Origin of the sequence: Geodermatophilus sp. CPCC 205761 (genome assembly GCF_051383655.1) — a bacterium.
GTDB lineage: Bacteria > Actinomycetota > Actinomycetes > Mycobacteriales > Geodermatophilaceae > Geodermatophilus.
The window spans coordinates 1-16,549 of sequence record NZ_JALPKQ010000012.1 but is presented as its reverse complement, the minus strand read 5'-3'; the positions used below and the strand labels follow the sequence as shown (position 1 = coordinate 16,549).

Genomic DNA, 16,549 nt, shown 5'->3' with positions numbered 1-16,549 from the left:
CGCGTCCACCTTCTGCGCGAGGGCCGGGGCTGGCATCGTCCCGCCATGGACTTCCTGCAGCCGACGACGTGGGCGGACGCCCTGGCGGCGCGGGCCGCGCGTCCCGACGCGCTGCCCCTCGCCGGCGGCACCGACGTCATGGTCGACCTCAACTTCGACCGGCGCCGTCCGGCCGCGCTGCTCGACCTCACCCGCGTGCCCGAGCTGCGGGAGTGGACGACGGACGGCGACGTCGTCCGCCTCGGTGCCGGCGTCCCGTACGCGCGGGTGATCGACGAGCTCGCGCCGCGGCTGCCCGGCCTGGCGATGGCCGCCCGCACCGTGGGCTCGCCGCAGATCCGGGTGCGCGGCACCGTCGGGGGCAACCTCGGGTCGGCGTCCCCGGCCGGCGACGCGCACCCCCCGCTGCTGGCCGCCGGCGCGGAGGTCGAGGTGGCCTCGGCGGCCCGCGGGGTGCGGCGGATCCCGGTCGCCGAGTTCTTCACCGGCGTCAAGCGCAACGCCCTCGAGCCCGACGAGCTGATCGCCGCGGTCCGGGTGCCGTCGGCGGCGGGGCCGCAGCAGTTCTGCAAGGTGGGCACCCGCAACGCCATGGTCATCGCGGTGTCGGCGTTCGCCCTCGCGCTGCACCCGGACCGGCGGGCCGTGGGCACCGGCATCGGCTCGGCCGCGCCCACCCCTCGGCGGGCGCCCGACGCCGAGGACTTCCTCGCCGGTGAGCTGGACTGGGAGTCGCGTCGCCCGTTGGCCGACGGGCTGGCCGCGGAGTTCGGGCGGCGGGTCGCCGCGGCGGCGTCGCCGATCGACGACGTCCGGGGGACCGCGGCCTACCGTCGGCACTCCCTGGCGGTCATGGCCCAGCGCGCCGCCGGCTGGGCCTGGGACGAGTTGAGAGAGGCGGCCTGATGCGCGTCACCACCACGGTCAACGGCACCCGGCACGAGGTCGACGACGTCTGGCCGGGGGAGAGCCTGCTCTACGTCCTGCGCGAGCGGCTCGGTCTGCCCGGCGCGAAGAACGCCTGCGAGCAGGGCGAGTGCGGGTCGTGCACGGTCTACCTCGACGGCGAGCCGGTGTGCGCCTGCCTGGTCGCCGCCGGGCAGGCGATCGACCGGGAGGTGACCACCGTCGAGGGCCTGGCCGAGGGCGGCGCGTTGCACCCGGTGCAGGAGGCCTTCGTCGAGACCGGCGCGGTGCAGTGCGGCTTCTGCACCCCGGGGCTGGTGGTGGCCGCGCACGACCTGCTGGCGCGGGTGCCGCAGCCGTCGGACCCGGAGATCCGCGAGGCGCTGGCCGGCAACCTGTGCCGCTGCACCGGCTACGAGAAGATCCTCGACGCCGTCCGGCTCGCCGCCTCGAGGCTGCCGTGAGGGGCCGGAGTGGCCACGCCGGCCCGTCGGTGAGCACGGAGGCCGGCACCCGCGCCACGACGACGGCACCGCCGGCCGGGCGGATCGGCGACAGCCCGCTCCGCCCGGACGGGACGCTGAAGGTCACCGGCGAGTTCGCCTACGCCAGCGACCTGTGGCACGACGACATGGTCTGGGGCGTCACCCTGCGCAGCCCGCACCCGCACGCGCGCATCCGGCGGATCGACGTCTCCGAGGCGCTGGCCGTCGCCGGGGTGACCGCCGTCCTCACCGCCGACGACGTGCCCGGGGAGAACGCCTTCGGCCTCGAGCACGCCGACCAGCCGGTGCTCGCCGCCGACGTCGTCCGCTACGAGGGGGAACCGGTCGCGCTCGTCGCCGCCGACCACCCCGAGACCGCCCGCCGCGCGGCCCGGCGGATCCGCGTCGACTACGAGGTGCTGCCCGCCGTCACCGACGCCGCCCGGGCCCTGGACGACGACGCCCCGCAGGTGCACCCGACCGGCAACCTGGTGCGGCACCTGCGGCTGCGGCGGGGTGAGCAGCACCCGACCGCGCCGGTGGTGGTGTCCCTCGACTTCGAGGTCGGCATGCAGGACCAGGCGTTCCTCGGCCCCGAGTCCGGCCTGGCCGTGCCGGCCGAGGACGGCGGCGTGGACCTGTTCGTCGCCACCCAGTGGCTGCACGTGGACCAGCGGCAGGTGTGCCTGGCGCTGGGACTGCCGCCGGAGAAGGTGCGGATCACCCTCGCCGGGGTCGGCGGTGCCTTCGGCGGGCGGGAGGACCTCTCGGTGCACGTGCACGCCTGCCTGCTGGCGCTGCGCACCGGCCGCCCGGTCAAGATGAGCTACGGCCGCGAGGAGTCCTTCTTCGGGCACGTGCACCGGCACCCGGCGACGATGACCTACGAGTTCGGCGCCGAGCGCGACGGCACCCTGGTCTACGCGAAGGCCCGCGTGCTGCTCGACGGCGGCGCCTACGCCTCCTCGACCGCGGCGGTCGTCGGCAACGCCGGCCTGCTCGGGCTGGGGCCGTACCGCCTCCCGTCGGTGGCCGTCGACGCCTACGGGGTGTTCACCCACAACCCGCCGTGCGGGGCGATGCGCGGGTTCGGCTGCGTGCAGGCGGCCTTCGCGCACGAGGCGCTCATGGACGCCCTCGCCGACGCCGTCGGGCTGGACCGGGTCGCGATCCGGCAGCTCAACGGCATGCGGGAGGGCGACCGGACCATCACCGGCCAGGTCGTCGACTCCGCGGCGCCCGTCGCCGAGCTGGTCCAGCGGGTGGCCGACATGCCGCTGCCGCCGCCGGCGGACACCTCCGACCTGCGCGCGCTGCCCGGGGCGGTCGGCAACACCACGCACGGCGAGGGCGTCCGGCGTGGGATCGGCTACGCCGTCACCTACAAGAACGTCGGCTTCTCCGAGGGGTTCGACGACTACTCCACCGCCCGGGTGCGGCTGCAGGTGAGCGGCGGGGAGGCGGTGGCCACCGTGCACACCGCGGCCGCCGAGGTGGGCCAGGGGCTGGTCACCGTCCAGCAGCAGATCTGCCGGACGGAGCTCGGCGTGGAGCAGGTGGTCGTCGTGCCGGCCGACACCGCGGTCGGCTCCGCCGGCTCCACGTCGGCGTCCCGGCAGACCTACGTGACCGGCGGCGCGGTCAAGGCCGCCTGCGAGGCGGTGCGGACGGCGGTGCTTCAGCGCGCCGCGGTCGCGCTGGACCGGCCACTCGCCGGGCTCCGGCTGGACGGCGAGAAGGTCGTCGGGCCCTCCGGCGAGGTGCTCGCCGGCCTCGTCGACGTGCTCGGGGACGACGCGGTGGAGGAGACCGTCGAGTGGCGGCACCGGCCGACCCACGCCGTCGACCCGGAGACCGGCCAGGGCGACGCGCACGTGCAGTTCGCCTTCTCCGCCCACCGCGCCGTGGTGGACGTCGACGTCGAGCTGGGGCTGGTGAAGGTGGTCGCCCTCGACACCGCGCAGGACGTCGGGAAGGCGATCAACCCCGACGCCGTCGTCGGCCAGATCCACGGCGGGTCGGCGCAGGGCATGGGGCTGGCGCTGATGGAGGAGATCGTGGTGACCGACGGCCACGTGCGGAACCCGTCGTTCACCGACTACCTGCTGCCGACGATCCTCGACATGCCGCCGATGCGGGTGGAGGTGCTCGAGTACGCCGACCCGCACGCGCCCTACGGCGTCCGGGGGGTGGGGGAGCCGCCGACGATCTCCTCCGGGCCGGCGGTGGCCGCCGCGGTGCGCGACGCCTGCGGGAAGCCGCTGCGGCGGGTGCCGATCCGCCCCGAGCACATCACCGGCGTCTGAGCACTCCGCGCCGGGCCGCGACGCGCCGGCCGGGTCACGCGACGATGGCGTCGAGCTCCAGCTCGAGCATCATGCCGGGCTCCCAGAGGCCCACCATGACGCCGGTGACGCACGGGCGGATGTCGTCGAAGACCTGCTTGTGGGCCCGCCCGAACTCCGTGACGACCTCCGGGCCGGCGAAGAACGCCCGGATGCGGACGGTGTCCTCGAGGCAGGCGCCGGCCTCCTTCAGGAGCCGGTCGAACCTGTTCAGGATGAAGAGCGTCTGCTCGTAGCCGTCGTGCGGGCAGTAGAGGGTCCCGTCCGGCTGGAGGGCCGCCGTCCCGCCGATGACGACCTGGTTGCCGACCCGGCGCAGTCGGGAGTGCCCGGCCACCTCCTCGAACCGTCCCGCGAGGCCCTCGCTCTGCAGGGTGATGTTCAGCGTCATCGCTCCCACTCCCTGGTTGCCCGGTGCGCTCTCCACTCGTCTCACCGGCCCGAAGCTAGGGCCGCGCCGTCCCGGCGAACCATGTACACGTGCCCAGGAAAGTCCCGCCACGCTTCGACAGCCGGACATTGGAAGCCGAGGAGAGCGCCGTCTAGCGTCGGCGTCCAGATGAAGGTGCCGGTCGCCGAGCGGCAGCGTCGCCCGCAGTCCTGATCACCGGGGCCGGCAGCCGGCTCCCTGCTCGGCGGCGGGCGGACGCAGGGTGCGGGGCCGGTCGTGACCGGCCGAACACGGTGACGCGGTCGGCTCTTCCACTCGAGAGGCGGTTCCCATGGACAGTCCGGACACTCCCTCGCGAGGGTCGTACCCCACCGCGATCGTCAGACGCAGGCCGTACCTGCAGTGGGTGGCCCTCGCCGTGCTGGCCGTGCTCCTCGCGATGCTCGTCCACACCCTCGTCGTCAACCGACGGTTCGGCTGGTCTGTGGTCGGCGAGTTCTTCTTCAGCGAGCAGATCCTGCTGGGTCTGCAGCGGACCCTGTGGCTGACCGCGCTCGCCATGATCATCGGCGTCGGTCTCGGCACCGCGCTGGCCGTGGCCCGGATGTCGTCGAACAAGGTGCTGTCCCAGACGGCGAACGCCTACATCTGGTTCTTCCGCGGGACGCCGCTGCTGATCCAGCTGATCTTCTGGTACAACCTCTCGGCGCTGTACCCGGAGCTGAGCCTGGGCATCCCGTTCGGCCCCGAGTTCGTCAGCGGTGAGACCAACGCCCTCGTCTCCGTCTACGTCGCGGCGGTGCTCGGCCTGGGTCTGAACGAGGCCGCGTACATGGCCGAGATCATCCGCGGTGCCCTCCTCGCGGTGGACTTCAGCCAGACCGAGGCCGCCCACGCCCTCGGCATGACCGGGTCGATGACCTTCCGTCGCATCGTCTTCCCGCAGGCGGTGAAGATCCTCCTCCCGCCCACCGCCAACCAGACGATCGGCATGCTGAAGTACACGTCGCTGGTCAGCGTCCTGGCCCTACCGGAACTGCTCTACTCGGCCCAGCTCATCTACTCGCAGAACTTCCAGACGATCCCCCTGCTCACCGTGGTGGCGCTCTGGTACCTGATCGTCACCACCATCCTCACCTTCTTCCAGTACCTGCTGGAGAAGCGCTACGGGCGGGGCGACGCCCGGCGCCGCGCGGGCGGAGGACGGCCGTCGCGTCCGCGGCGCACCCGGCAGGCACCGCCCCCTCTGCCGGACGAGCAGGTGGCGGCTCTACCAGCAGCGGAGGCTCAGCGATGACCCTGGCACCGAACGAGAAGCGCGCGCCGGTGGTCGGCCAGGACGCCCAGAACGTCGTCGTGCGGATCATCGACCTGCACAAGCGGTTCGGCTCCCTCGAGGTGCTCAAGGGCGTCGACCTGCAGGTCACCCAGGGCGAGGTGATGTGCATCCTCGGGCCGTCCGGATCCGGGAAGAGCACCCTCCTGCGGTGCGTCAACCACCTGGAGGTCCCGAGCCGCGGAGCGGTACTCGTGCACGAGGAGCCGATGGGCTACCGGCGGCGGGGGGACAAGCTGCACGAGCTCCGGCCCCGCGAGGTGGCCCGCCAGCGGGCGCAGGTCGGGATGGTGTTCCAGGACTTCCGGCTGTTCCCGCACATGACGGTGCTCGAGAACGTCTGCGAGGCGCCCGTCCGGGTCCAGCGGCGCAACCGGAGAGAGGTCCTCGAGACGGCCCGCCGGGTCCTCGGCGCGGTCGGGCTGGAGGACAAGGAGAGCGCCTACCCGGCGCACCTGTCCGGCGGGCAGAAGCAGCGGGTGGCCATCGCCCGCGCCCTCGCGATGTCCCCGTCGGTGATGCTCTTCGACGAGCCGACCTCCGCGCTCGACCCCGAACTCGTCGGCGAGGTCCTCGAGAGCATGCGGACGCTGGCCAACGAGGGCATGACGATGGTCGTCGTCACCCACGAGGTCGGGTTCGCCCGCAACGTCGCCGACACCGTGGTCTTCATGGCCGACGGGCTCATCGTGGAGCAGGGCCGCCCGGAGGACGTCATCGACAACCCCCAGCACCCGCGCACCCGCGCCTTCCTGAAGAGCATCCACTGACGTCTCGTCCGGACGCACCGCCGGCGCGATCTACTCACCTGTGATGGGAATGGAATCCATGTCGAACGACGCGCTCCTGGAGCCGTTGCGGATCAAGCACCTGACGCTGCGGAACCGGATCCTCAGCACCGGCCACGCCCCCTCCGGGTACCTCGAGGGGAACGGCGTGCCCGGCGAGCGTTATGCGATGTACCAGGAGGAGAAGGCGAAGGGCGGGATCGGGCTCACCATCATCGGCGGCTCGAGCAACGTCGCCCCCGACTCGGCCAACGTCTTCGACAACTTCGACGCCTTCGACCCCCGGGTCGTCGACTTCTACCGGGACGTGTCCCGGCGGGTGCACAGCCACGGCGCCGCGATCATGGTCCAGATCACGCACCTGGGGCGCCGGTCGATGGACGTCCGTGGTGACTGGCTGCCCACCGTGTCGCCGTCCCCCATCCGGGAGCGTGCCCACCGCAGCTTCCCGAAGGAGATGGAGGACTTCGACTTCGAGCGGCTGGTCCGGGCGTACGGCGACGCCGCGGTCATGGCGCAGGAGGGCGGCCTGGACGGGATCGAGGTGATGGCCGCCGCCGGCCACCTGATCGACCAGTTCTGGACGGAGCGGACCAACACCCGGGACGACGAGTACTCCCTCGCCTCCGGGAAGCTGACGTTCGCCTTCGAGGTCCTGCGTGAGGTGCGACGGCGGGTCGGCGACGACTTCATCGTGGGGATCCGGATCGCCGGGGACGAGGGCGTCACCGGCGGTGTCCAGCTCGCCGGGTCGATCGAGGTCGCCCGGACGCTGTCGGAATCGGGGCTGGTCGACTTCATCGACGTCCTCTACGGCAGCGGCTTCAGCGAGGACGAGCTCGCCGACCTCATCCCGGGCTTCGGGCGGGCGCAGGGCCGGCACCTCGAGATGGCCGGCGCCATCCGCGCCGTCGTCGACGTGCCGGTCTTCCACGCCGGGCGGATCGCCGACCTGGCGACGGCGCGGCATGCGCTGCGCGAGGGGTTCGTCGACGCGGTCGGGATGACCCGGGCCCACATCGCCGACCCCCACATCGTCACCAAGCTGCTCGCCGGCAAGGAGGACGACATCCGTCCCTGTGTCGGGGCGCTGAGCTGTCTGTCCCCGCACGGCACCTTCTGCGTCCACAACCCGGCCACGGGCCGGGAGCAGTACATCCCGCAGCTGATCCAGCGGACCAGCGGGCGCGTCGAGCGGGTCGTCGTGGTCGGCGGGGGTCCGGCGGGCCTGGAGGCGGCCCGCGTCTGCGCCGAGCGGGGGCACGAGGTCACCCTGCTCGAGGCGGCGGACGTCCTCGGCGGGCAGCTGTTGCTCGCGTCCCGGAGCCCGCGGCACTCGGAGAAGGCGGCGATCATCCACTGGCTCGCCGCCCAGGTGAGGGCCGCCGGTGCGACCGTCCGCCTCAACACCTACGCCGACGCCGCCGACGTGCTGCAGTTCGACCCGTCCGTGGTCATCGTGGCCACCGGTGGCATGCCCAACACCGACGTGCTGAGCGAGGGCAACGAGTACGCCGAGTCGACCTGGGACGCCGTGGGGAGCAGCCGGGCCACGAACGGGTCGGTGCTCGTGTACGACGACCACGGGACCGAGCAGGCCGCCCTGGCCGCCGAGCACCTCGCCGGGCTCGGCGCCCGCGTCGAGCTCGTGACCCCGGACCGGACCCCTCTGCAGGACGTCGTGCCCCTGCTCACCCCCGACTACCTCCGGGCGCTCTACGGCAAGGGCGTCGTCCTGACCGTGGACCACGAGCTGTCCACGGCGCGCAAGGAGGGGACGAGCCTGCGGGTCGAGCTGCGCAACGTCTTCACCGGCGCGATCCAGGAGCGGACCGTCGAGCGCCTCGTCGTGGAGCACGGGACGCTGCCCGTCACCGAGGTCTACGACGACCTGCGGCTGAAGTCGACCAACAGCGGCCAGACGGACCTGCGGGCCTTCGCCAAGGGCGAGCGCCAGCCGGCCCTGGACGCCCTCGGTGGCTCGTTCGCGCTGTTCCGCATCGGCGACGCCGTGGCGCACCGGGGCATCCAGGGTGCCGTCTACGACGCTCGCCGGCTCTGCAAGGACCTCTGACCGGGCCGCCCGCCGCCCGGCGGGCGGCTGGTGTCAGTACCAGAGCGGGGACGGAGGGTGCGGTTCGTCGGCCGAGGGGGACGTCGTCGGCCCCTGGGAGGTGGCTCCCGTCCGGCCACCGTCCAGGGGGTCCTCGCCCAGCAGCCGCACCGCCTTGGCGCCGGTGTGGATGGTGAGGCGGTCGGCTCCGCTCCGGATCGACAGCCCGGTGAGCTCCTCGACCCGGCGCAGCCGGTAGTACACGGTCCCACGGTGGACGTTCAGCGCCTTGCAGGTGGAGGTGATGTCGCCGCCGGTGTCGAGGTACGTCTCGACGGTCGCGAGGAGCTCGCGGTGGTCGCAGTGCAGGGTGATGATCCGGGGGTCGATGAGCACCCGCAGGTCCGGCTCGGAGATGGAGACCAGGAGCCGGAGGCTGCCCAGCCGGTCCCACGCCGCCACCCGCTCCAGCTCGGGGAACCGCTCGGCGGCGTCGGCCGCGCGGGCCGCCTGGGAGGCCGACAGCCAGGCCGACGGGCCGGCGTGGCCCTGGCCGCCGATCCCCACGTACACGGTGGCGTCCGGATCGACCGCGTCCTGGACGATCGAGCGACCCAGCTCCGCGATCCGGTCGAGGGCCTGGTCCCCCCGGGAACCCGGTACGAGCAGCGCGGCCGCCGACCCCTCCACCGCGCGGAGGACGTAGTGGGGGAGGCCGGATCCGTGCGTGTAGGACAGGACGTGCCGGGGCACCCGGTCGGTGCCCCCGCCCGCTGAGCGCACCCGGATCACGACGGCGGTGAGCGTGTCGTCGCTGTCGACCGCTCGGGCCCGCACCAGCTCCGTCCAGGCGATGTTCCGGCGCTCGGCGTTGCCCTGGAGGAGCTGGCGGGTCAGGGCGAAGCGGTCGTTCTCGGCGGTCTCCTGGTCACGGACCTGCTCGCCGATGACCTTGGCGACCTCCCGCACCCGGTCGAGCAGCGCTCCCTGCACCTGGTGCTCGTCGTCGAGGATCCAGAGCAGGCCGTAGTGGACCTTGTCGACCAGGACGGGGACGACGGTGCGGCCGAGCACGCCCTTGGACGGGTCCGGGGGGAGCCACAGGGGTTCCTTGGTCCGCAGGACACCGCGACCCTCGAAGTACTTCCGGATCTCGGGCGGGGTCACCTTGGACAGCAGCGTCTGCTGGCGGATCGAGTCGATGAGGTCCCCGTGCGGGGTGAAGCCCAGCGACCGCATCTGGTGATCGGTGAGCTGGATCGGCAGGCGCACCTCAGCGGCGAGGTCGTCCAACTTGTCCTGAAGGGTCATCCGCGCCGTCTCGGAGGTCCAACTCGTTGTGCCGGCGACCCGATGACGAGCGACCGTTCGCTGACTGGAAGCTCCCCAATCTAGCCAGGGCACGGGAGCCAGGCAAGGAACCGACCCGGGCCCCGTCAACGACGGGACCCGGGTCGGTCACCCCGAGGGGGCGGCGAGGAGCGCGCCCAGCGCGTCCTCGACGGTGTCGTCGCCCCTCACCATCTCGATGACCCGGCCCGCCGAGGCCGGGAGCCCGAGCAGCGCGACGACGACCGCGGCGACGTCGTCGCGGCTGACCTCCCCGAAGGGCAGCGAGCGTGCCAGCCGCACCCGTCCCTCACCGTCGGTGTCGGTCAGCCAGCCCGGCCGCAGCACGGTCCAGTCGAGGTCCCGGCGACACAGGTCGAGCTCCGCGGCCCTCTTGACCTCGAGGTAGCCGGAGATCGGGGCCAGGGATGCCGACGACTGCCGCTCGTGCCGGGGCAGCTCGACCCCCTGGCCGGACACCATGACGAACCGGCGGACGCCCGCCCGCTCGGCCGCCTCGGCGCACATCGCGGCACCCACGCCGTCGACCCGCTCGGTCCGGGCCACGTCCGCCGGGTCGCCCGCCCCCGCGGAGAAGACGACGGCGTCGGCGCCGCGGAGCAGCGAGACGACCTCCTCGACGGCGGCGGTCTCCAGGTCGAGCAGGTGGCCGGGGATGCCGCTCCGGGCCAGCTCCTGCACGCCGGCCTCGGACCGCACGACACCCAGCGGCCGGTGGCCCCCCTGCAGGAGCAGCCGGCCGATGCGCTGACCGACGCGTCCGCGACCGCCGACGACGACCACCCGCGGGGAGGCGGGTGTCACAGGCCCACGCCGCCGTCGACGGTCAGGACCACGCCGGTGACGTAGCTGGAGGCCTCGCTGGCGAGGAACACCACGGCGGGCCCGAGCTCGTCGGGGGACCCGTACCGACCCAGCGGGAGCTGGTTGAGGTACTCCGGCTGGTTCGGCTCGGTCATGTCGGTCGAGAAGGGGCCGGGCGCCACCGCGTTCACCCGGATGCCGTGCTCGGCCCACTCGACGGCCAGGGCCCGCGTCAGCTGGTGCACGGCCGCCTTCGAGCTCATGTAGGCGGCCTGCGGCCGGCGCAGGACCATGGTCGCCCCGACCGAGCCGACGTTGACGATCGACCCGGTGCGACGCTCGAGCATCCGGCTCGCCACGATCCGCGAGGTGTGCCAGACGCCGTCCACGTTGGTGGCGAAGGTCCGCTCCCAGAGGTCGTCGTCCGAGCTGTCCAGCGACGGCCGGATGGTGCCGACCCCAGCGTTGTTCACGAGGACGTCGATCGGACCGAGCTCGTCACCGACCCGGTCGACGGCGACCGAGATCTCCTCGGGGCGGGTCACGTCCAGCCGCACGGCCAGCGCGGAGATCCCCTCGGCGGTGAGCTTCGCGGTGGCCTCCGCCGCCGCATCCGGGTCCCGGGCGGCCACGGCGACGGATGCGCCGGCCTCGCCCAGGGCACGAGCGATGGCCAGGCCCAGCCCGCGGTTGCCCCCCGTCACCAGGGCGACCTTGCCGACCAGGCTGAACCGGTCGAGGACGGTCATCGGACGCCGGTCCCCGGCGCGCGGGTCGCCCTGCGTCCCGCCGTCACGAGGTGACGACCTCGGCCGTCTCCACGTTGCCCTTGCCGGCGTTGAACTCGTCGAGGATCTCCTGCATGCGCCCGGAGTCGATGAGCTCCTGGACGGCTGCCCGCACCGCCTCGGCCATCTCGGCCTCGTAGGGGGTGTCGGCGATCGGGATGCCCGTGGGGATGGTCTCGATGAACGGCGCGTCGATCAGGCGGAACTGGCCCGACGCCTGCTGGTCGACGTAGGCCAGCTGGCTCGTGGAGCCGATGCTCATGTCCACCTTCTGGCCCTGGAGCGCGAGGTTGACGGCGGCCTGGTCCTTGTACGAGTCGACGGAGAGCTCCGGCAGCCCGTTGGCAGCGCAGTTCGCGGCGTACTCCTGCATCCGCGTCAGTTCCACGGAACCGAGCAGCGCGGCGGCCGAGTGACCGCAGAGGTCCTCCGGTGCGGCGATCTCCTCGATGTCGCTGTCCGCGTTCACCAGGAAGGAGTCGCCCGACTCGTGGTCGGACACGAAGGTGAGCACCGCGGTCCGCTCGGGGAGGACGGCGATCTCACCCATGGCGACGTCGAAGCGGTTGGCCTGCAGGCTGGGGATGAGCCCGTCGAAGGGGACGATGGTGATCTCCGCCTCGAGACCCATGAGGGTCGCGACGTCCTTGGCGATCGCGATCTCCCAGCCGGTCGGGTCCCCGCCGCTGGGCGGGACGATGACGGCGGGCGGGTAGACCTCGGAGGCGACACGGAGCGTGCCGGTGCCGGCGACCTCCTCGGGGACCAGCGCGGCGATGTCCTCGTTCTCCGTCACGGAGGTCTGACCGCCGCCGCCGCCGCTGCCGGCCTCGCCGTCGGAGTCGGACGACGCGTCTCCTCCGCAGGCCGTCAAGACGGTCAGCAGGGCGGTGGACGCTGCCGCGAGCGGGAGACCGAGGCCTCGACCGTTCCGCCGGCGCGCTGCCGTGGTGCGAACCTTCGACATGGTGATGGGATCCCTTCGGGACGCACGAGAGCGTGCGGCTCGTTCGGTGGCCGCGTCGTACGTGGACGAGTCTTGCGGCGTCCGTGTCCGCTGCACCATCGCCAGATGTCCAAAGGTCGACGGGCTCGACGCGACTGCTGATCAAAGCGCGGAGCCCCCGGTCGCCGCCGAGCCGACGACGGTCACCGGCTGGTGACAGCATCCGGGGATGCCGTTCGAGTCGACCGATCTCACCGTCCGCCGGATCGATGCGACGACGTGGGCGATCGTCGACGCGCTGGTCTACCGGGGGAACCGCGACCGGTTCGTCGTCCCGGCCGGGTTCCGCACCGACTTCGCCTCGGTGCCCCGCCTGGTCGCCTGGCTGATCCCGCGCTACGGCACCTACACGCTGGCGGTGGTCCTGCACGACTGGCTGGTCGACGAGGGCGTCGAGTCCGGTGTGGTGACCGCCCGCCAGGCCGACGGCATCTTCCGGCGGGTGATGCGGGAGAGCGGGGTGCCGGTCCTCCGGCGGTGGCTCATGTGGGCCGGGGTGCGGTGGGGTGCGCTGACCGTCCCGCGGCGCCGCGAGGGGTGGCTGGTCAGCGCGCCCGGCGTCCTCGCGATCACGGTGCTGGCCGCGCCGCTCGTCGTCCCCCCGGCGGTGGTCATCGCGCCCGGGCTGGCCGTCTACGCCGCCGCCGAGTGGCTGGTCGGCCGGTTCGTCCCCACCCGGCCGCAGGAGTTCCTGATCCACATCCCCTGACCGGAGGGTGCTGCGCCCACGGGCGGAGTCCACCAAGCTTGCGGCCATGACCGATACCTCCGGCCCGCCGTTCCGCGCCGACCACGTCGGCAGCCTCCTCCGCCCGCCGGTCCTGCTCGAGGCCCGGTCCCGCTTCGCCGCCGGCGAGATCGACGCCGCTGAGCTGCGGGCCGTGGAGGACGAGGCCGTCGCCGACGCCGTCCGGCTCCAGCGGGACGTCGGACTGCGCACCGCCACCGACGGCGAGTTCCGCCGCGCCACCTGGCACATGGACTTCATCTACTCGATCACCGGGATCACCAAGGTGGAGGGCGAGGGCCGGCCCGTCCACTTCCACAACGCGAACGGGGACCTCGACTGGGTGCCGGCGGGCCTGCACGTCGACGGCCCGCTGTCGATCGACGAGCCGATCTTCGGCAAGGACTTCGGCTACCTGCAGAGCCAGGTGACCGAGGGGCAGACGCCGAAGCTGACCATCCCCTCGCCGTCGATGGTCCACTACCGCGGCGGCGCGGCGGCGATCGACCCGTCGGTGTACGCGGACGAGGACGCCTTCTGGGACGCACTGTCGGCGGCCTACCGCCAGCAGGTGCAGGGCATCGCCGCGCAGGGCTGCACCTACCTGCAGCTCGACGACACCAGCCTCGCCTACCTCAACGACCCGGCGCAGCGCGCCGAGCTGGCCGAGCAGGGCCGGGACGCCGAGCACCAGCACGAGCGCTACATCCGCCAGATCAACGCGGCGCTGACCGGCCGCCCCGAGGGGCTGACGGTCACCACCCACATGTGCCGCGGCAACTTCCGCTCCTCGTGGGTGGCCGAGGGGGGCTACGACTTCGTCGCCGAGGCGCTGTTCGGGGGCCTCGAGGTCGACGGCTTCTTCCTCGAGTACGACGACGCCCGCTCCGGCGGGTTCGAGCCGCTGCGCTTCGTCCCGCCCGGCAAGCGGGTGGTCCTGGGCCTGGTCACCAGCAAGCGGCCCGAGCTCGAGGACAAGGACCAGCTCAAGCGGCGGATCGACCAGGCGGCGGAGTTCGTTCCGCTCGACCAGCTGGCGATCTCCCCGCAGTGCGGGTTCTCCTCGACGGTCGAGGGCAACGCGCTCACCCGGGATGACCAGATCGCCAAGCTGCGGCTGGTGGTCGAGGTGGCCCAGGAGGTCTGGGGCTACGCGTGAGGACGGCTCCGGAGACCTGACGGGTAACGGTCCGGCCTCGCTCCACTGGTGTGCCAGGCCGGCTGCTTGCATGCTCGTCCCTGACGCGGGCGGCGTCGGCCGGGCGCTGCCCTGACCTGCAGGGAGGGCGCTCATGTCCACGACCGTCAGGACGGACGCCACCAGCGGCGGGCAGCCCCCCGGCGGGGGTGCCCGCCGTCCGTCCGTGCGCAGTGTGCTGATCTGGGGCGCGGTGGCGGTGGTCGGCGCCGTCGCGTGGACCGTGCTGGCCATCGCCCGCGGGGAGACGGTCTCGGCGCTGTGGATCCTCTTCGTGGCGCTCGCCTCCTACGCCATCGGCTACCGCTTCTACGCGCGGTTCATCGCGCGGCGGGTGCTGCAGGTCGACGACCGCCGGGCCACACCGGCCGAGCGCCTGCACAACGGCATCGACTTCGACGTCACCGACCGGCGGGTGCTGTTCGGGCACCACTTCGCCGCGATCGCCGGCGCCGGCCCCCTGGTCGGCCCCGTGCTCGCCGCCCAGATGGGCTACCTGCCCGGGACCATCTGGATCATCGTCGGCGTCATCTTCGCCGGCGCGGTGCAGGACATGACCGTCCTGTTCTTCTCGATGCGCCGCAACGGCAAGAGCCTGGGGCAGATGGTCCGCGAGGAGATCGGGATCGTCGGTGGCATCGCCGCGCTCATCGCGGTCTTCGCCATCATGATCATCATCCTGGCGGTGCTGGCGCTCATCGTGGTCAACGCGCTGGCCGAGTCGCCGTGGGGTGTCTTCTCCATCGCGCTGACCATCCCGATCGCACTGTTCATGGGCGTGTACCTGCGCACCCTCCGGCCCGGCCGCGTGCTCGAGGCCACCGCGATCGGCGTCGTCCTGCTGCTGCTGGCCGTCGTCGGCGGCGGCTGGGTCGACGACACCGGCCTGGGCGAGGCGCTGACCCTCTCCAAGGAGTGGCTGGTCCTCGCGCTGGTGATCTACGGGTTCGTCGCCTCGGTGCTGCCGGTGTGGCTGCTGCTCACCCCGCGCGACTACCTGTCGACGTTCATGAAGGTCGGCGTGATCGTCCTCCTCGCCTTCGGGCTGCTGCTGGCCCGCCCGGTCCTGCAGGCCGACGCGGTGACGGACTTCGCCCGCGAGGGCACCGGCCCCGTCTTCGCCGGGTCGCTGTTCCCGTTCGTGTTCATCACGATCGCCTGCGGCGCGCTCTCGGGCTTCCACGCCCTGATCTCGTCCGGGACGACGCCGAAGATGGTGGCCAAGGAGAGCCAGGTCCGCCTCATCGGCTACGGCGGCATGCTCATGGAGTCCTTCGTCGCGATCAGCGCGCTGATCGCGGCCTGTGTCATCGACCAGGGGCTGTACTTCGCGATGAACAGCCCGGCCGGGGCCACCGGCGGGACGGCGGAAACGGCCGCGGCCTACGTCAACGGGCTGGGCTTCGACACGACGGCGCAGGACCTCGCTGCGGCGTCGGCGGCGGTGCAGGAGCCGAGCCTGGTCTCCCGAACCGGCGGCGCGCCCACGCTGGCCGTCGGCATCGCGAACATCCTCTCGGACGCCTTCGGCGCCGGGATGGCCGCGTTCTGGTACCACTTCGCGATCATGTTCGAGGCGCTGTTCATCCTGACCGCCGTCGACGCCGGCACCCGGGTGGGCCGGTTCATGCTGCAGGACACGATCGGCAACGTCTGGAAGAAGTTCGGTGACCTGTCCTGGCGGCCCGGCAACATCATCGCCAGCGCGGTCACCGTGAGCCTGTGGGGCTACATCCTGTACGTGGGCGTGACCGACCCCCTCGGCGGCGTGAACCAGCTGTTCCCGCTGTTCGGCATCGCCAACCAGCTGCTGGCGGCCATCGCCCTGACGCTGGTCACGGTGCTGCTGATCAAGCACGGCAAGCTGAAGTACGCCTGGGTGTCCGGCATCCCGCTGGTCTGGGACCTCGTGGTCACGATGACGGCGAGCTACCAGAAGGTGTTCTCCTCCGACCCGGCCGTCGGCTACTTCGCCCAGCGGCAGCGGTACGCCGACGCGCAGGCGGCGGGGGAGCTGCTGGCCCCCGCGCAGGAGCCCGGGCAGATGGACCAGATCATCTTCAACTCCACGCTCAACGGCGTGTTGCAGGCGGTGTTCGCCGTCCTCGTCCTCGTCGTCGTCATCAACGCGGCCGTCGTCATCGCGCGGGCGATCGGGGCGGGCGGGCCGGTGCCGACCACCGAGGAGCCGGCCGTGCCGTCGGAGATCGTCGAGCCGGCGGGGCTGTTCCCGACCGCGGAGGAGAAGCGGGCCATCGCCGAGCACGAGCGGCTGGTCGGTGCGGGGCGGCCGTCCGCCGGGAGCGCGACGTGAGCGGACAGGGGCGTGAGCATCGCAGCGAGGAACGAGCGAGGAGCGGAGCGCCCCGCGG

General features: G+C 72.6%; 14 protein-coding genes. 9 read left to right on the top strand and 5 right to left on the bottom strand.

What is annotated here, in order from left to right:
• Window positions 1-45 precede the first annotated feature (45 nt).
• From MY526_RS09380 to pucD, 3 genes are read left to right on the top strand one after another with little or no spacing between them, the layout of a single operon-like run.
• Window positions 46-906, top strand: a complete 861-nt coding sequence (locus MY526_RS09380) for an FAD binding domain-containing protein (RefSeq protein WP_436690394.1) — start codon at window positions 46-48, stop codon at window positions 904-906.
• Window positions 906-1,370, top strand: a complete 465-nt coding sequence (locus tag MY526_RS09375; RefSeq protein ID WP_436703766.1) for a (2Fe-2S)-binding protein — start codon at window positions 906-908, stop codon at window positions 1,368-1,370. Before MY526_RS09380 ends, MY526_RS09375 begins: the two co-directional genes overlap by 1 nt.
• Before the next feature lie 29 nt (window positions 1,371-1,399).
• Entirely contained in the window at window positions 1,400-3,697 is a 2,298-nt protein-coding gene (gene pucD / locus MY526_RS09370) for a xanthine dehydrogenase subunit D (RefSeq protein WP_436690390.1), read from the top strand.
• A 34-nt stretch (window positions 3,698-3,731) separates the two neighbouring features.
• Here pucD and MY526_RS09365 read toward each other — a convergent pair whose 3' ends face one another.
• On the bottom strand, window positions 3,732-4,127 hold the full coding sequence (locus tag MY526_RS09365; protein WP_436703765.1) for a Rid family hydrolase: 396 nt from the start codon (window positions 4,125-4,127) through the stop codon (window positions 3,732-3,734).
• A gap of 406 nt (window positions 4,128-4,533) precedes the next feature.
• Here MY526_RS09365 and MY526_RS09360 point away from each other — a divergent pair, with 406 nt between their 5' ends.
• Genes MY526_RS09360 through MY526_RS09350 form a run of 3 tightly spaced genes read left to right on the top strand, consistent with a single transcriptional unit; the run spans window position 4,534 to window position 8,325 of the window.
• Window positions 4,534-5,424, top strand: a complete 891-nt coding sequence (locus MY526_RS09360; RefSeq protein WP_436690386.1) for an amino acid ABC transporter permease — start codon at window positions 4,534-4,536, stop codon at window positions 5,422-5,424.
• Window positions 5,421-6,233 carry an amino acid ABC transporter ATP-binding protein gene (locus MY526_RS09355; protein WP_436690384.1) on the top strand — a complete coding sequence of 271 codons (813 nt, stop codon included), beginning with the start codon at window positions 5,421-5,423 and terminating at the stop codon, window positions 6,231-6,233. Before MY526_RS09360 ends, MY526_RS09355 begins: the two co-directional genes overlap by 4 nt.
• Before the next feature lie 58 nt (window positions 6,234-6,291).
• Window positions 6,292-8,325 carry an FAD-dependent oxidoreductase gene (locus MY526_RS09350; RefSeq protein ID WP_436690382.1) on the top strand — a complete coding sequence of 678 codons (2,034 nt, stop codon included), beginning with the start codon at window positions 6,292-6,294 and terminating at the stop codon, window positions 8,323-8,325.
• Between the two features lie 33 nt (window positions 8,326-8,358).
• On the opposite strand, the gene MY526_RS09345 is transcribed toward MY526_RS09350, so the two are convergent.
• The 4 genes from MY526_RS09345 to MY526_RS09330 all read right to left on the bottom strand — a co-directional run bounded on the left by MY526_RS09345 (window position 8,359) and on the right by MY526_RS09330 (window position 12,042).
• Entirely contained in the window at window positions 8,359-9,615 is a 1,257-nt protein-coding gene (locus MY526_RS09345) for a PucR family transcriptional regulator (RefSeq protein WP_436690380.1), read from the bottom strand.
• A 147-nt stretch (window positions 9,616-9,762) separates the two neighbouring features.
• On the bottom strand, window positions 9,763-10,458 hold the full coding sequence (locus MY526_RS09340) for an NAD(P)H-binding protein (RefSeq protein ID WP_436690378.1): 696 nt from the start codon (window positions 10,456-10,458) through the stop codon (window positions 9,763-9,765).
• Window positions 10,455-11,207 carry an SDR family NAD(P)-dependent oxidoreductase gene (locus tag MY526_RS09335; protein WP_436690376.1) on the bottom strand — a complete coding sequence of 251 codons (753 nt, stop codon included), beginning with the start codon at window positions 11,205-11,207 and terminating at the stop codon, window positions 10,455-10,457. Before MY526_RS09335 ends, MY526_RS09340 begins: the two co-directional genes overlap by 4 nt.
• A 43-nt stretch (window positions 11,208-11,250) precedes the next feature.
• Complete coding sequence (locus MY526_RS09330) at window positions 11,251-12,042, bottom strand: transporter substrate-binding domain-containing protein (RefSeq protein ID WP_436690374.1); 792 nt, start codon at window positions 12,040-12,042, stop codon at window positions 11,251-11,253.
• Between the two features lie 379 nt (window positions 12,043-12,421).
• On the opposite strand from MY526_RS09330, the gene MY526_RS09325 reads away from it, so the two are divergent.
• The 3 genes from MY526_RS09325 to MY526_RS09315 all read left to right on the top strand — a co-directional run bounded on the left by MY526_RS09325 (window position 12,422) and on the right by MY526_RS09315 (window position 16,491).
• A complete protein-coding gene (locus tag MY526_RS09325) occupies window positions 12,422-12,961 on the top strand; it encodes a DUF1353 domain-containing protein (RefSeq protein WP_436690372.1) in 540 nt (179 codons plus the stop codon).
• A gap of 46 nt (window positions 12,962-13,007) precedes the next feature.
• Window positions 13,008-14,138 (top strand): 5-methyltetrahydropteroyltriglutamate--homocysteine S-methyltransferase, encoded by a 1,131-nt coding sequence (locus MY526_RS09320; RefSeq protein ID WP_436690370.1) that lies wholly within the window; start codon window positions 13,008-13,010, stop codon window positions 14,136-14,138.
• A gap of 205 nt (window positions 14,139-14,343) precedes the next feature.
• Window positions 14,344-16,491 carry a carbon starvation CstA family protein gene (locus MY526_RS09315; RefSeq protein ID WP_436703764.1) on the top strand — a complete coding sequence of 716 codons (2,148 nt, stop codon included), beginning with the start codon at window positions 14,344-14,346 and terminating at the stop codon, window positions 16,489-16,491.
• Window positions 16,492-16,549 lie beyond the last annotated feature (58 nt).

Coding starts and splice junctions, on each gene's coding strand:
- MY526_RS09380 (WP_436690394.1), top strand. CDS start 46: ATGGACTTCCTGCAGCCGACGACGTGGGCGGACGCCCTGGCGGCGCGG.
- MY526_RS09375 (WP_436703766.1), top strand. CDS start 906: ATGCGCGTCACCACCACGGTCAACGGCACCCGGCACGAGGTCGACGAC.
- MY526_RS09365 (WP_436703765.1), bottom strand. CDS start 4,127: ATGACGCTGAACATCACCCTGCAGAGCGAGGGCCTCGCGGGACGGTTC.
- MY526_RS09355 (WP_436690384.1), top strand. CDS start 5,421: ATGACCCTGGCACCGAACGAGAAGCGCGCGCCGGTGGTCGGCCAGGAC.
- MY526_RS09350 (WP_436690382.1), top strand. CDS start 6,292: ATGTCGAACGACGCGCTCCTGGAGCCGTTGCGGATCAAGCACCTGACG.
- MY526_RS09345 (WP_436690380.1), bottom strand. CDS start 9,615: ATGACCCTTCAGGACAAGTTGGACGACCTCGCCGCTGAGGTGCGCCTG.
- MY526_RS09335 (WP_436690376.1), bottom strand. CDS start 11,207: ATGACCGTCCTCGACCGGTTCAGCCTGGTCGGCAAGGTCGCCCTGGTG.
- MY526_RS09325 (WP_436690372.1), top strand. CDS start 12,422: ATGCCGTTCGAGTCGACCGATCTCACCGTCCGCCGGATCGATGCGACG.
- MY526_RS09320 (WP_436690370.1), top strand. CDS start 13,008: ATGACCGATACCTCCGGCCCGCCGTTCCGCGCCGACCACGTCGGCAGC.